This window comes from Thalassovita sp. (assembly GCF_965218685.1).
Classification (GTDB): Bacteria; Pseudomonadota; Alphaproteobacteria; order Rhodobacterales; family Rhodobacteraceae; genus Thalassobius.
On record NZ_OZ244657.1, the window covers coordinates 2,016,058 to 2,030,164 of the forward strand.

12 protein-coding genes and 1 tRNA gene are annotated in these 14,107 nt (G+C 59.5%); 6 read left to right on the forward strand and 7 right to left on the reverse strand.

Annotation, left to right across the window (positions count from 1 at the left end; genetic code table 11):
• Positions 1–59 precede the first annotated feature (59 nt).
• Positions 60–713 (forward strand): GntR family transcriptional regulator, encoded by a 654-nt coding sequence (locus tag ACOQOQ_RS10110; protein WP_420569756.1) that lies wholly within the window; start codon positions 60–62, stop codon positions 711–713.
• Here the strand turns inward: ACOQOQ_RS10110 and ACOQOQ_RS10115 are convergent.
• Together ACOQOQ_RS10115 and carA are read right to left on the reverse strand one after the other, a co-directional pair.
• A complete protein-coding gene (locus ACOQOQ_RS10115; protein ID WP_420566874.1) occupies positions 662–2,584 on the reverse strand; it encodes a glycosyltransferase in 1,923 nt (640 codons plus the stop codon). The genes ACOQOQ_RS10110 and ACOQOQ_RS10115 overlap by 52 nt on opposite strands.
• Before the next feature lie 76 nt (positions 2,585–2,660).
• On the reverse strand, positions 2,661–3,818 hold the full coding sequence (gene carA / locus ACOQOQ_RS10120) for a glutamine-hydrolyzing carbamoyl-phosphate synthase small subunit (protein WP_420566875.1): 1,158 nt from the start codon (positions 3,816–3,818) through the stop codon (positions 2,661–2,663).
• A 217-nt stretch (positions 3,819–4,035) separates the two neighbouring features.
• On the opposite strand from carA, the gene ACOQOQ_RS10125 reads away from it, so the two are divergent.
• On the forward strand, positions 4,036–4,491 hold the full coding sequence (locus tag ACOQOQ_RS10125; RefSeq protein ID WP_420566876.1) for a GatB/YqeY domain-containing protein: 456 nt from the start codon (positions 4,036–4,038) through the stop codon (positions 4,489–4,491).
• Between the two features lie 47 nt (positions 4,492–4,538).
• On the opposite strand, the gene ACOQOQ_RS10130 is transcribed toward ACOQOQ_RS10125, so the two are convergent.
• The 3 genes from ACOQOQ_RS10130 to ACOQOQ_RS10140 all read right to left on the reverse strand — a co-directional run bounded on the left by ACOQOQ_RS10130 (position 4,539) and on the right by ACOQOQ_RS10140 (position 7,617).
• Positions 4,539–5,036, reverse strand: coding sequence for a DUF2244 domain-containing protein (locus tag ACOQOQ_RS10130; protein WP_420566877.1), 498 nt, complete (start codon positions 5,034–5,036; stop codon positions 4,539–4,541).
• Positions 5,037–5,156: 120 nt separating this feature from the next.
• Positions 5,157–6,815, reverse strand: a complete 1,659-nt coding sequence (ctaD, locus tag ACOQOQ_RS10135; protein WP_420566878.1) for a cytochrome c oxidase subunit I — start codon at positions 6,813–6,815, stop codon at positions 5,157–5,159.
• A gap of 349 nt (positions 6,816–7,164) precedes the next feature.
• Positions 7,165–7,617, reverse strand: coding sequence for a c-type cytochrome (locus ACOQOQ_RS10140; RefSeq protein WP_420566879.1), 453 nt, complete (start codon positions 7,615–7,617; stop codon positions 7,165–7,167).
• A 217-nt stretch (positions 7,618–7,834) separates the two neighbouring features.
• Between ACOQOQ_RS10140 and argC the strand changes: the two genes are divergently transcribed.
• Positions 7,835–8,743: an N-acetyl-gamma-glutamyl-phosphate reductase gene (gene argC / locus ACOQOQ_RS10145; protein ID WP_420566880.1), complete on the forward strand. Its 909-nt coding sequence runs from the start codon at positions 7,835–7,837 to the stop codon at positions 8,741–8,743.
• A gap of 48 nt (positions 8,744–8,791) precedes the next feature.
• Here argC and lipB read toward each other — a convergent pair whose 3' ends face one another.
• Entirely contained in the window at positions 8,792–9,445 is a 654-nt protein-coding gene (gene lipB / locus ACOQOQ_RS10150) for a lipoyl(octanoyl) transferase LipB (protein WP_420566881.1), read from the reverse strand.
• 119 nt (positions 9,446–9,564) lie between these two features.
• Here lipB and ACOQOQ_RS10155 point away from each other — a divergent pair, with 119 nt between their 5' ends.
• Positions 9,565–11,181: a peptidoglycan-binding domain-containing protein gene (locus tag ACOQOQ_RS10155; protein ID WP_420566882.1), complete on the forward strand. Its 1,617-nt coding sequence runs from the start codon at positions 9,565–9,567 to the stop codon at positions 11,179–11,181.
• Positions 11,182–11,293: 112 nt separating this feature from the next.
• Positions 11,294–11,380 (forward strand) — tRNA-Leu (locus ACOQOQ_RS10160).
• A gap of 846 nt (positions 11,381–12,226) precedes the next feature.
• On the opposite strand, the gene ACOQOQ_RS10165 is transcribed toward ACOQOQ_RS10160, so the two are convergent.
• A protein-coding gene (locus ACOQOQ_RS10165) for an IS3 family transposase (RefSeq protein ID WP_420566748.1) occupies positions 12,227–13,569 on the reverse strand; the annotation gives its coding sequence in 2 pieces (ribosomal slippage) (positions 12,227–13,242 and positions 13,242–13,569; 1,344 coding nt in all).
• Positions 13,570–13,727: 158 nt separating this feature from the next.
• Between ACOQOQ_RS10165 and ACOQOQ_RS10170 the strand changes: the two genes are divergently transcribed.
• Positions 13,728–14,096 (forward strand): LysR substrate-binding domain-containing protein, encoded by a 369-nt coding sequence (locus ACOQOQ_RS10170; protein ID WP_420566883.1) that lies wholly within the window; start codon positions 13,728–13,730, stop codon positions 14,094–14,096.
• Positions 14,097–14,107 lie beyond the last annotated feature (11 nt).

A 14,107-nucleotide genomic window follows, 5' to 3' on the forward strand; every position in this document is an offset into this window, starting at 1 on the left:
ACGAAAGGCGCAAGGGGTAAGGGTTGATTGCAGTGCATGGGCCTGCCTACTGTATCCGGATGTACGGGGTGCGGCAGAAAAAGGGGAATGCAGTGCAGAAGGATGCATATACGCTCATTCTAGAGGCAATCGATACCGGCGTGTACAAACCTGGTGACCGTTTGGTGGAAAGCGAACTGGCAGACAGGTTTGGCGTGTCGCGGACACCCATCCGCGAGGCTCTGCAGCGGCTTGAGACGCAATCGCTGCTGACCCGCGACGGGCGCAGCCTGATCGTGGCTTCGCTGGATCACAACCAACTGTCTGAGCTATACGTGGTCCGCGCCGAGCTGGAGGGGCTGGCCGCCCGTCTGGCCGCCCGTCATGCCACCAAGGAAGAGGTCCGCGTGCTGCGTGATATGGTCGAAGAGGACAAGGCGCTGCTGGGCGATCCGGCGGCCTTGTCCCGCGCCAACCGACGGTTCCACAAGCAGATCCATCTTGCCTCGCACAACCGGTATTTGGTGCAGCAGCTGGATCTGGTACACCGTTCGATGGCGCTGATGGCAACCACCTCGCTGGCAGCCGAAGGGCGCGGCGAAGACGCGCTGGTGGAACATGATGCCATCGTCTGCGCGATCGAGGACCATGACGAGACTGCGGCCTATAAGGCCTTGAAAGATCACATTTCCAAGGCCTTTGTCACCCGGCTTAAACTGGACGCGTCTGCCTGAACCTCGGCCGTTGGGCCGGGGCTTTTCAGCGAATGGCCATGTTGTGTTTTGTCCCAATAAAACGGGGCGAAAATCAGCTCGTACAGGGCTTTATAGGCGGCCAGCACCCCCAGCGGAAAATAGAAATGCATCGTCGGCACCCATGGTAGCAAGTGCCGATGAGCCGGTCCCGAGACCGCGACAAAGCCAGCCATCATAGTGCAGATCTCGGCGCCGATGAACAGCGCGGCCAGGGTGCGAATCCACTCGTCCGAAACCACCAATGGCAGGGGATGTGGCAGACCCAGCGCGATCAGCCACAAGGACCAAAGCAGCGGTGCCAGCAGGAATTGCGACAGGGCCGTCACAAAATGCATCTGGAAGCCCAGGAATTTAAGCGGCCCCAGCTGTCGCAGCAATGTACCGGGACGACGCATGTGGACCAGATAGGTGACCATGTAGCCCTTAAGCCAGCGCGAGCGCTGCTTCACCCAAGGGATCGCGTGGCAGTTTGCCTCTTCTCGGGTGGTGGTGTGCAGCATCTCGGTGCGAAATCCGTGGCGAGCCAGGCGAAAGCCCAGATCGGCATCCTCGGTCACGTTATGGGCGTCCCAGCCGCCCAACTGCTCCAGCGCCGCGCGTTTGAAATAGAGCGTCGTGCCGCCCAGGGGAATGGCAAAGCCCAGCCGGGCCATGCCGGGCAACATCACCCGAAACCAGGTCGCGTATTCAATGGTGAAGCAACGTGCCAGCCAGTTCTGCCGCGCGTTATAATAGTCTAGGACGCCTTGCAGACAGACCAAATCTGCGGGGCCCTCAGCAAAGCGGGCGGCGACCTTGCCAAGCTGGTCGGACGAGGGGGCGTCCTCGGCGTCGAATATGCCGATGATGTCGCCTCGGCAGAAATCCAGGGCATAGTTCATGGCCCGAGGTTTGGTCTTGGGGTGGCCTTCGGGCACCACCACCACACGCATCCAGTGGGGCAGGTCGGTCATGGCGACGGCCTCGTGCGTGAGCTGGTCGTTTTCTTCCAGCACAAGAATGACACCCAGAAGGTGTTTGGGATACTCCAGCCTTTCCAGTCGCTTAAGCAGTGCTTGCGCGATTTCCTTCTCGCGAAACAGGGGGACAAGCACTGAAATCACTGGCCGGTCGCGCGGCGGGCCTGTCTGGTTGGCGGGGGCGCTGGCGGGCTGAGGCGCAGGAGATGAAACAAAAGACCCAAGCGAGATCAGCCGCATCAACGCGGCGATCAGCAAAGTGAAACTGGCCCAGGCGGTCAGCGCGGTAAACATCCATAGGGGCTGCCACAGAGCAAGCCCCAGCACCGCGCCGACAAAACCGATCGTTGCATGTATGCGCCAACGCGAATTGCGGCCCCAGCGGCGGCAACTTTCATCGCTTGGAACCCGTTGAGAGGCGGCTTGGGTCAATTCGTTGCAAAAGAGCCGGGCGACGCAGTTTTGCAGGGCTTCGGGGGTGGTCACAATGGGCATCACGGGCCCCAGATCCTGCCCCAGCGCGTGCAAGTCGCGCTCGAACCGTTCTGGGCGGGCGGTGGCCACATAGGTAAAGCCCTGTTCGCGGTAAAGCGGCAGGATCATATGTCGCAAATAGCTGCGCGCCAGATAGGGGGACAAAAGCGCGATATCCGGCTTTAGCTTTTCTTCGGGGACATAACGGGCGCCAAGCCAGTCGGCGCAGGCCATGGCATAGCGTGTGGGGGTCAGGATTTTGTCGGCCACCAGCCAGGTGCCCAGATCCGCGTTCGAGCCATAGAGTTGGGATTTGGCGCGCAGCATCTGCGACGCCGACAGGATATTCAGGTCCATCATATACTGCCCCAACGAGCGCTGTGCGCGCCGGTTTGGCAGACGTTCCTGAAACGTCACAAAGATCTCTCCCAGTTGCCCGGAAAAGATCATTGCGTAAGGTCGGTTAATGCTGGGTTAACGCCTGTTTGCCTGATCAGGCTTTGCGTGCAGCCATGTTCTCGGCGAAGCGCTCGAACAGGTAGAAGCTGTCCTGAGGGCCGGGGCTGGCCTCGGGGTGGTGCTGCACGCTGAATACGGGGCGATCATCCATCGCGATCCCGCAGTTCGAGCCGTCAAACAACGAAACGTGGGTTTCGCTGACACCGTTGGGCAGGCTTTGGGCATCCACGGCGAAACCATGGTTCATCGAGGTGATCTCGACCTTGCCGGTGCCGTGTTCCTTGACCGGGTGGTTGGCACCGTGGTGGCCGTGGTTCATCTTGATGGTCTTGCCGCCAAGGGCCAGCGCCAGCATCTGGTGACCCAGGCAAATCCCGAAAACGGGCAGCTCAGCCTCGAGCACCGATTTGATCATCGGCACGGCATATTCGCCGGTGGCCGCGGGATCACCAGGGCCGTTCGACAGGAAAACGCCATCGGGATTGTGGGCCAGCACTTCTTCGGCGGTGGCGGTGGCGGGCAGCACGGTGACGTCGCAACCAGCCGAGGCCAGGCAGCGCAGGATGTTGCGCTTGGCACCGAAATCGACGGCGACGACCTTGTGCTTGGGCGCGTCCTGCACCGGGTAGCCATCGGGCCAGGCCCAACGCATCTCGTTCCACTTATAGGACTGGGCGCAGGTGACCTCTTTGGCCAGATCCATGCCTTCAAGACCCGGGAAGGCGCGGGCTTGGGCGACCAGAGCTTCGATGTCGAAGTTGCCCTCGGGGTCATGGGCAAGCGCCACATGAGGCGCACCGGCCTGACGGATGGCGCGGGTCAGACGGCGGGTGTCGAGACCACCGATGGCAATGCGGCCGCGCTGTTCCAGCCAATCGGCCAGCCGCTCGGTCGCGCGCCAGTTGCTGGGCTCGGTCGGGTCCCACTTCACCACCATGCCAGCGGCAACGGGGTCGGCGGTTTCGTCATCCTCGGGGGTGATGCCGGTGTTGCCGATGTGGGGGAAGGTAAAGGTCACGATCTGGCCCGCATAGGACGGGTCGGTCATGATTTCCTGATAGCCGGTCATCGCGGTGTTGAAGCAAAGCTCGGCCTGGGCAACCCCGGTCGCGCCGAAGCCCATTCCATAGAAGACAGACCCGTCAGCCAAAACAAGGCAGGCGGTCGGGCGAGTAGAGGACGTCTGGGCCATGGTGCGAGTCTCCTGAGGGGTGGCAAATTGCTTGGGTAATATGGTCCGGCGGCAGCGGGGTCAAGGGGCAGAGCGCGCTCAATTAGGTGCTTTCTTTGGCAGTATTGCGGTGTTGAAAACAAGGGTGGTCACGTGGCGGCAGGTGCGCTTGATCACTTGCGGCGGATTGGGTAGGGTCCGCCTCTGATGCACACCCTAGGGGATGGGAACCAAGCATATGCGAGCAAAGATCAACACGGCCCTGAAACAGGCCATGAAGGAAAAGGCAGCAGAGCGTCTGTCCACCCTGCGCCTGATTAGCGCAGCGATCAAGGATCGTGATATCGCCCTGCGTGGCGAGGGCAAGGATGAAGGGGTCGCCGATTCCGAGATTCTGGCGATTCTGGGCAAGATGGTGAAACAGCGCCAGGAAAGCGCCCGCACCTATGAAGAGGGTGGGCGTCTGGACCTGGCCGAACGCGAGTTGTCCGAGATTTCTGTGATCGAAGAATTCCTGCCGCGTCAGCTGACCGAGGCCGAGGCCGCCGCTGCCGTGGACGAAGCCATCGCCGAAATCGGCGCCAGCTCGATCCGTGACATGGGCAAGGTGATGGGCGCGCTGAAGGCCAAGTATACCGGCCAGATGGACTTTGGCGCCGTTGGGCCGATGGTCAAGGACAAGCTGTCCGGCTGATCCCGGGCACCAGATAACGACAATAAGGGGGCTTCTGGCCCCCTTTTTCATGCGCGGTTGCGCAACTTGTCCAGTTTGCGCGTCAATTCGTCAAACAGAGCTTTGCGTTCGTCCTCGGACAGAAAGCGGCCAATCTCGGCGGCGCGGCCGTTGCCGGTAAGCGTGACATAAAAGGGCACCGGACCGCCGCTGACATGCATTTCGGTTCGGGCCCAATAGGCGTTACATTCCCACAGATACTCGGTTCCGTCGGCGGCGCGGTGGTGCAGCTCAAGCATATTGTCCGGGCGCAGGCTGAGCACCTCAAGGATGTCGCCATCACGATAAGACTTTTCCAGCCCCCACCAAAGGGCGCCGACTACGGCCAGGATGAAGGGCAATATTCCCCACAAGACCACAGTGCCCAGCAGACCGTACAAAGGGATAGTGCCCAAGGTGAAAGCCATCAGGATCATCGCGGCAAAGCCTCTGCGCGGCAGCGAGCGGTGCGGCCACAGGCGAAGAATCTGGGTGGTGTTGGAATCGTCGGTCCAAAGATAGGGCATAGATGTTGGTATAAATTCCACGCCGCGAATGTCGATGGTCTGATCGCCGCAGTGGGGGATTGTCATAAAGAAAAGGCCCCGCAATTGCGGGGCCTTTCGATGTCTTGGATCAGGGACGCCTTAGTGGGCGTGGCCCTTGTCCCAGTCCTCGCGCTTGGGCAGCGTTTCGAACGTATGTTCGGGCGGCGGCGAGGGCAGGGTCCATTCCAGAGTATCCGCATACTCGTTCCAGGGGTTCGCGCGGGTTTCTTTCTTACCCTTCAGCAGAGCGTAGATAATGATGCCGAAGAACAGGATGAACGAAGCGAACGAGATCATGGCGCCGATCGACGAGATCTTGTTCCAGTAGGCGAATGCCTCAGGATAGTCGATGTAACGGCGCGGCATGCCCTGACGACCCAGGAAGTGCTGCGGGAAGAAGGTCAGGTTCACACCGATGAAGAACAGCCAGAAGTGAATCTTGCCGAAGAACTCGGAGTACTGACGACCCGTCATCTTGCTGAAGTAGAAGTAGATACCAGCGAAGATGGTGAAGGCTGCACCCATGGACATGGTGTAGTGGAAGTGCGCCACGACGTAGTAGGTGTCGTGATAAGCGCGGTCCACACCGGCCTGGCTCAGAACGATACCGGTCACACCACCGATGGTGAACAGGATCAGGAAGCCGAAGGCGAACAGCATCGGGGTTTTGAACTCGATCGAGCCGCCCCACAGGGTTGCGATCCACGAGAAGATCTTAACACCGGTGGGCACCGCGATGACCATCGTGGCCAGCATGAAGTAGCTTTGCTGGGTCAGCGACATGCCGACGGTGTACATGTGGTGCGCCCACACGACAAAGCCCAGTGCACCAATGGCGATCAGCGCCCAGACCATCGGCAGGTAGCCGAAGACCGGCTTGCGCGCGAAGGTGCCGAACACGTGGCTGACCAGGCCAAAGCCGGGCAGAACAACGATGTACACCTCGGGGTGACCGAAGAACCACAGAATGTGCTGGTACAGGATCGGGTCGCCGCCACCGGACGGATCAAAGAAGGTGGTGCCGAAGTTACGGTCGGTCAGCAGCATGGTGATGGCGCCGGCCAGAACGGGCAGCGACAGCAGGATCAGCCACGAGGTGACAAAGATCGACCATGCGAACAGCGGAACCTTGAACAGGGTCATGCCGGGGGCACGCATGTTCAGGAAGGTGGTGATCATGTTGATCGCACCCAGGATCGAGCTTGCGCCAGAAACGTGAACCGCAAAGATCGCCAGGTCCATGGACATGCCGCCTTCGGAGGTCGACAGCGGCGGGTACAGAACCCAGCCCACGCCGGAACCCAGCTGATCATTGCCGCCTGGGCTGAGCATCGAGGCAACACCCAGTGCGGTGCCGCAGAAATACAGCCAGAACGACAGGTTGTTCATGCGCGGGAACGCCATATCCGGCGCGCCGATCTGCAGCGGCATGAAGTAGTTGCCGAACCCGCCAAACAAGGCAGGGATCACCACGAAGAACATCATCAGAACGCCGTGATAGGTGATCAGCACGTTCCAAAGATGGCCGTTCGGGGTACAGGGGTCAGACATGAAGCCTTCGAGGCACATGTACTGAACGCCGGGCTCCATCAGCTCCAGGCGCATGTAAACGGTGAAACATACCGAGATCAGGCCCACGATGGCGGACGTGATCAGGTAAAGGATACCAATATCCTTGTGGTTGGTGGACATGAACCAGCGGGTGAAGAAACTGCGCTGGTCTTCGTGTCCGTGGCCATGGATGGCTGCGTCTGCCATACTCTGCCTCCTATTGGTGTGAGTAAAGGCGCAGAGAAGGTTCTGCGCCCGTGGTCCAATTCTGGTTTTAGAATGTCGGTGCCTTGGCGGCAATCGCGTATATTGATGTAGATCAAATAATTTTGTCGCACCCTCTTGAATGACGGGGCTGGTTTTCAGGGTTTTGCCGACTTTGGTCGGGTAAGGTCGCCTCGAGCGAGCATTTCGCCGGGAATAGGGTGTTTGCGCAGGGGGCTGGCGAATCCTTTGCGAATCCCCGCGGGCGCATTGATTCGCCAAACAAAAAGGCGCGGGCCTAAGCCGCGCGCCTTTCGCATTCCATGTGGCCCTAGGGCCGGGGCTGGGCCGATTACTCGGTCGCTGCAGCCTCTTCAGCTTCTTCGGTCTCGACAGCAGGGCCGACCGACGCCAGATAGGCCGCGACGTCCTCGCCACCCTTCTTCAGCTTGAACGACATCTTCGATTTGGCTGCGCCATCACCGGTGACCTCTTTCAGGTAGGCTTTGGGATCAGCGACGAAGGCTGCAACGCTTGCTTCGTCCCAGGTCAGGCCAGCTTCGCCGGCAGCCGCCAAGGACTTGCCATACTTGAACTTCTCGACCGAGCCAGCCTGACGACCGATCACGCCGTAAAGGTTTGGACCGGTTTTTCCGCCCTTTTGGATTTCGGTGCCGTCGTCGGCCACGATCATGTGGCAGGACTTGCACTTTTTGTACAGTTTTTCACCGGCTTCAGCGTCGCCTGCAACTGCAGGAGCAGCCATAGCCATCAGGGCGGCGGATGCGATCAGAAGTTTTTTCATATGCGTGCCTCTTCTATCCAGTTTAGGTAGCGCGTTGCGTGTTAGATACTGCACCATGCGGCACAGACAACAGGGGTTTGACCGGCAGAATTGTCGCACTCGATCGAAATGCGCCCCCAGCGATGCGTTTTTTGGCGAATTTGCGCCGAAGGGGCTTCTGCTTTGGCTTTTGCCGATGTAGGCAGCGGCAACCTAACACCCAGATCAGGAGGACGCCATGACGACCAAGGTATTCATTGACGGCGAAGCCGGAACCACGGGATTGCAGATCCGTGACCGCCTGATCTCGCGTGCGGATATCCAGCTGGTGCAGATCGATCATGCCCTGCGCAAGGACGATGCTGCCCGGAAAGAAGCCTTCGCCGCAGCCGATGTGGCCATCCTGTGTCTGCCCGATGATGCGGCGCGGGCCGCCGTGGCACTGTCGGCCGATCTGGACACTCGGATCATCGATGCCAGCACTGCGCACCGGGTGAACCCCGACTGGGCCTTTGGTCTGCCCGAGCTGTCGGCTGCCCAGGCCGACCGGATCAAGACCGCGCGTTACGTTGCCAACCCCGGCTGCTATTCGACCGGAGCGATTGCCCTGTTGGCGCCGCTGGTTTCTGCCGGTCTGGTGCCGGCTGATGCCCCCATCACCATCAATGCCGTGTCGGGCTATACCGGTGGCGGCAAGGCGCTGATCGCCGAGTATGATGAGGGCACCGCGCCAGCGCATTTCGTCTATGCTACGGGGCAAAAGCACAAGCACCTGCCCGAGATCGTGGAATATGCCGGGCTGACAGGCACGCCGATCTTTGTGCCAGCAGTTGGGAACTTTGCCCAAGGCATGGCCGTGCAGATCCCGCTGCATCTGAAAGCATTGGGAACGGGCGCAACGATGGAGTCGATCCACGACGCGCTGGCCGCGCATTACAGCGCCGGCGGCAACATCAGCGTCACCCCGATCGAGGATCAGGACAGCCGTATCGACCCCACCGCGCTGAACGATACCAATCGTCTTGAAATCTCGGTGCGCGGAGACGCCGAAACAGGCCGCGTGGTGCTGATCGCTGTGCTGGATAACCTGGGCAAGGGTGCCTCGGGGGCCGCAGTGCAGAACCTGGACCTGATGATCGGCGCCTGAATGCCGTTGAAGTGACGAAAACGCCGCCCCTGATCCGGGCGGCGTTTTTTATTCTTCGCCAAACACCGCATCGAACGAGGCGCGCAGCACCACGTCCAGATCGGTCATGCTGACGGGCAGACCCAGGTCAACAAGGCTGGTGACGCCATGTTCGGTGATGCCGCAGGGCACGATGCCGCTGAAATGCTCCAGGTCCGGTTCGACATTGATCGAGATCCCGTGAAAGCTGACCCATTTGCGCAGGCGGATGCCGATGGCGGCGATCTTGTCCTCTTGCATCTGACCAGTCGCAGCAAGCGGCTTGTCCTGTCGCTGTACCCAGACGCCCACGCGGCCCTCGCGGATTTCCCCGCGCACGTTGAACTGGTCCAGCGTGGCGATCACCCATTCTTCGAGCATTTGGACAAACTTGCGGATGTCGCGTCCGCGCTTGTTCAGGTCCAGCATTACATAGGCCACGCGCTGCCCCGGCCCGTGATAGGTATATTGCCCGCCGCGTTTGCTTTCATAGACGGGGAAACGGTCCGGATCGGTTAGGTCCTCGATCTTAGCCGACGTGCCTGCCGTGTATAGCGGCGGATGCTCGACCAGCCAGATGCACTCGGGCGCGTCACCGGCATGAATCGCGGCGACTCGGGCCTCCATGAAGGCGACCGCCGTGTCATAATCGGTCAGGCCCTCTGTCGTGATCCACTCGATCATTGGGGATTTTTCTCCGTTTGCGTCAACCTTTGGCAGTTTTCGCGTTTTTTGAGTCGCCCGGACCGCAGGTGCTGGGTTACCCTGATTCCATTGTTTCATAGTTATAAGGAGCGGGAGGAATGTTTTCCAAGACGCTAAAGACGACGCTAGCCGCGTCGCTGGTTGCGACATCCATGTCCAGCCCAGTTTTCGCAGATAATCTTGGTGCCGCAATTGTCGGGGGCATCATTGGCGGTGCGCTGGTGAACGAGGCGGCAAAATCCAAAAAACGCACATACTCGGGGACCTCGTCGGTGACGCGGCAGCAAAACCGTGAAACTCAGGCGGCGCTGAATTACTTCGCTTTCCCCGCGGGGACGCCTGACGGGGTTATGGGGTCGCGCTCGCGTGCGGCTGTTTCGCAGTATCAGGTGTTCATGGGCTATCCGGCGACCGGGCGGCTTTCGCAGTACGAACGTGATTTCCTTGTTTCGTCCCATCACCGCGCCCAACTGGGTGGCCCGCAGGTCATCAAAGCGATGCAGGGCCCGCAGGGCATTCGCGGTTTGCTGATCACCTGGCGTGACGAGGCACAGGGCACCCGGACCGCAGGATATTCCAGCGGCTATGGCGGTGTCCCGATCGAGGTCAGCCAAGCCATTGACGAGATCGCATCCAGCACCGAACCCAGCGCCGAGCAACTGATGCAGCGGTCTGGTTTCATGCAGCTGGCTGATCTGAACAACGATGGCAAGAACGACTATATTCTGGATACCTCGGTGTCCGGTAGCTCGTTCTGGTGCGGAGCTTCGCATTGTACAGTGATGGTGTTCGCATCGGCGCCGCAGGGGTATCGGCGGATTGATTTTCAGGCCCGAGGGGTCACCCCGGCCAGCTTTACCTGTCAGTTGACCAACTGTTCGCTGAACGAAAACGCGCCGACGCAGGCGGCGGCCCCCGCGCCAACGCCCGCACCGGCGCCGCAACCCAGCGCTCCGACCACGGTGATGACTTCGGGGCAGGCGCCAGCCGGACAGAGCGGGGGGCTTGGTGGTATCCAACCCTTCAACATGGCCGGAAACGAGCCTCAGCAAGCCTCATTGGCCAGCCATTGCAGCAAAGTCAGCCTGCTGACCAACTCGAATGGCGGCTTCATGACCGTGTCCAGCATGACCGACCCCGATCTGGCGCTGAGCGAGCAGTTCTGCCTGACCCGCACCTACGCGATCAGCACCGGCGAGTCGTTGGTGGCCAAGGTTCAGGGCGCTAGCCAGGCGCAGATCGACGCCCAGTGTGATGCCTTTGGTCCCGCGCTTCAGCCCTATGTGGACAGCCTGGGTGCCAAGGATGCTGCAGCGGTCCGTTCGGACGTGCAGAAATTCGTGCTCAACTCGAACATGTCGATGGAGCAACTGGGCGGTACCGCCAAGATCTGCCTCTACTCAGGCTATCGCCGCGACAACCTGGATGTGGCGCTGGGCGCGGCGCTGCTGATGGTGGCGGTGGGCCAGACCCCCTATGCCGAGCTGGTCGGCCACCATCTGTCGCAGGGCTTTGGCGCCCCGCAATCGGCGGCTCAGGCGGCAGCTTGGTATGACATGGCGATCCAGGCGCTGCAGAGCGGCGCCGAACCTGCCTTCGCCCCAGGTCAGCCCGAGCGGGTCGAGATGATCAAGGCGGCTTCGGACGCCTTGAACGGCACCAGCATGCCCAAGCCCAGCCCGGCTGCTGCCTTGCCAAGCTTCGTGATCAAATAAGCCAAAAACCGGGGCCGGCATACACTGGCCCCGGTTCTGCGTTCAAGGCGCGTTTTCCCCCTTCACATCGGGCCAAGGCTCGTCTATACGGCCCACCACGATCAGATCACGTGCGGCCGTGGCGGAATTGGTAGACGCGCAGCGTTGAGGTCGCTGTTCCTTAACCGGAGTGGAAGTTCGAGTCTTCTCGGCCGCACCAATTTTCAGAAATAGCGCTGAAATATCAGTTGCTTATGCTTGATTGCTGGATTCCCATCCACCCTTCTGTCCACCTTTGAGTGATTCATGCGCTTCTTGTTGCGGTCCCTCGGCCTTTGCGTGCTTTGATGATAAGTCGGGATTTCTCAACACACCGTCGAAAGGGATTTTCGGGCGAATCGGCGGTCAGCCGACCTTAGGTGCGCCGTTGACGAACGACCGCCGTGCGCAGAAAACGCCCTTTGCAAAGTCACCGCATCTGGCAGCCAAGCGGCGGCCGCATGCTGCACACTAGGGTAAGGAGCAGACCTTCGCCGCCTGTGCAGCCACCATTCATCATCGAACGGAAGGGGAGCAGGACGAAGTTAGCTTTTGCTGCAATGGCCTCAACGGCAGCTTTCGACACCTTGCGTATACAGAAAAAACACCAAGGACTGGCAACCAGTCATTCTCCGGGAGTGCAAGCTGGTCCAAATCCTTTGTCAGATTCAGACATACACGTTCTGCTGCCTACAGGTCGTGTAGGACCTTCCGCCATAGGCGGCCTCGATTTCACCGGCGACGTTCAGGATTCCCAAGAAGCCGACCGATACAAAGGCGACAGGTATCCGGGCTGCTTCACCGGCCTTCATCGTGCGGGTACAGATGCCGGTAACATCGACGCCAGCGTTTCGACCGGTTTGAACCTATTCGAAAATGACTTCGTTACGGTGGAACATCGAATCCGTGTGAGATGCACTTTCCGCATAGTCATGGAACATCTTGGGCACTCGTGTACGTCGTCAGGGTTTTTGGAGCCAAAGCGGGCCTAAACTGAGTGAGAGTTTGGCTCATCTGGTTGGTTTGATTATGCGGCGTGTTTTCTGTGATGCAAGCGTCGCGCTTCGAGCGTGTTTCGTTTGATCCTTTCTCTTTGGTTTAGAATGGCTTGTGAGCGCCCGAAGTAGACGTCGGACGGCGTGACGTTGTTCAGGCTCTCATGGTAGCGCTGATGGTTGTAGTGATCGACGAAGGCACCGATCTGGGTTTCGAGATCGCCGGGCAAGAAGTAATTTTCCAGCAGGATGCGGTTCTTCAGGGTTTGATGCCAGCGCTCAATCTTGCCTTGGGTTTGGGGGTGATACGGCGCACCGCGAGAATGCTTCATTCCCTTGTCCTGCAGCCATTCGGCCAAATCGCCAGAGACGTAGCTGGAGCCGTTGTCACTCAGCAGTCGTGGCTTGTGAACGACGTGGACCTGATCGCAACCCGAAGCCTGTAACGCCAGGTCCAGCGTGTCCGTCACATCTTCCGTCCTCATATTGGTGCAAAGCTTCCACGAGATGATGTAACGGCTGTAGTCGTCCAGGATCGTGCTGAGATAGAACCAGCCCCAGCCCAGAACTTTCAGGTAAGTGAAGTCCGTCTGCCAAAGTTGGTTGATGGCGGTGGTTTTGTCTTTGAACTCGCTTGTAGCCTTGAGCACGATGAAGGCCGGGCTGGTGATCAGATCATGCGCCTTCAGTACGCGATAAACCGAAGCCTCTGATACAAAGTAGCTTTCTGTATCCGTGAACGTCACCGCCAGCTCTCGCGGCGAGAGCTCTGTTTCCTTCAGCGCCAGCTTGACGACCTTGTGCCGCACTTCGTCCGGGATGCGGTTCCAGACATGCTTTGGCTTGGGAGATTGGTCCGCAAGACCGGCTTCGCCGCGTTGCAGGTATCGGTCGTACCAGCGGTAGAACGTTGTGCGCGGAATGCCGAGCTTGGCCAGTGTCTGACGTGCTGACAGGTGGCTTTCTTCGACCAGCCTGATGATCTCCAGTTTCTCAGATGCGGGATACCTCATTCGTGGTCGCCCCCATCGCCTGTCATGCTTTTTTTGAGAAGGCGCAATTCCAGCGTTTGCTCAGCCACGACCTCCTTCAGGTCACGGGCCTCACGGCGCAGATCTTTGACTTCGTCACTCGTCGCTGCTCGCGCTGTATCGCCCGCCAGCCGCTTCTTTCCTGCCTCCATGAAGTCCTTAGACCATTTGTAGTAAACCCCTTGGGAAATCCCCTCACGGCGGCACAGCTCTGCAATGCTGTCCTCGCCACGCAGACCGTCCAAGACGATCCTGATCTTCTCCTCGGAGGAATACTGTTTACGCGTGGCGCGTTTGATGTCTTTGACGATCTTCTCGCCCGGGCTCTTGGTTGTCTTTCTCATCTTCAACTCCTCAGTGGTGACGATGAGCCAGAAACACTCTCTTATCAAATTGCCCTATTTGGCCCCATAAGCGCTGACGTCAGACACTCGCCTATGTTTCAGACGCATGCATACCTGAAACACATTCTTTCATCCTTCTGGCTGAAGAAGTCTTCAAAGTGGCTGTCGCTCGGCACCATCCGCTAGCGGCATCCGAGGAGGTCAGGATCGAAGACCTGCGCACACAACCGCTCATCCACCGCTCATATTGCCCAAATGCAGATCGGATGGAGCTTGTGCCATCTATGGTCGCCTCGGTTGCACATGCAACAAATGACCAGCAATTGCTCGATTTGATAGCGGCAGGCCTGGGCGTCGCGTTGGTGCCCGTATCACATGGCGAGACGCGAGATGATATCGTGGTGCTGTCTCTGATCGGGGCAGATGCAGGGGCGCGCAGAACCGGACTATCGCATCGCAAAACGGCCCGCGCGACAGAACTCGCGAAGCTCCTGACCAAGCAGAAGCGCTATGCGCATGAGCTGTGACAAGGAGCATC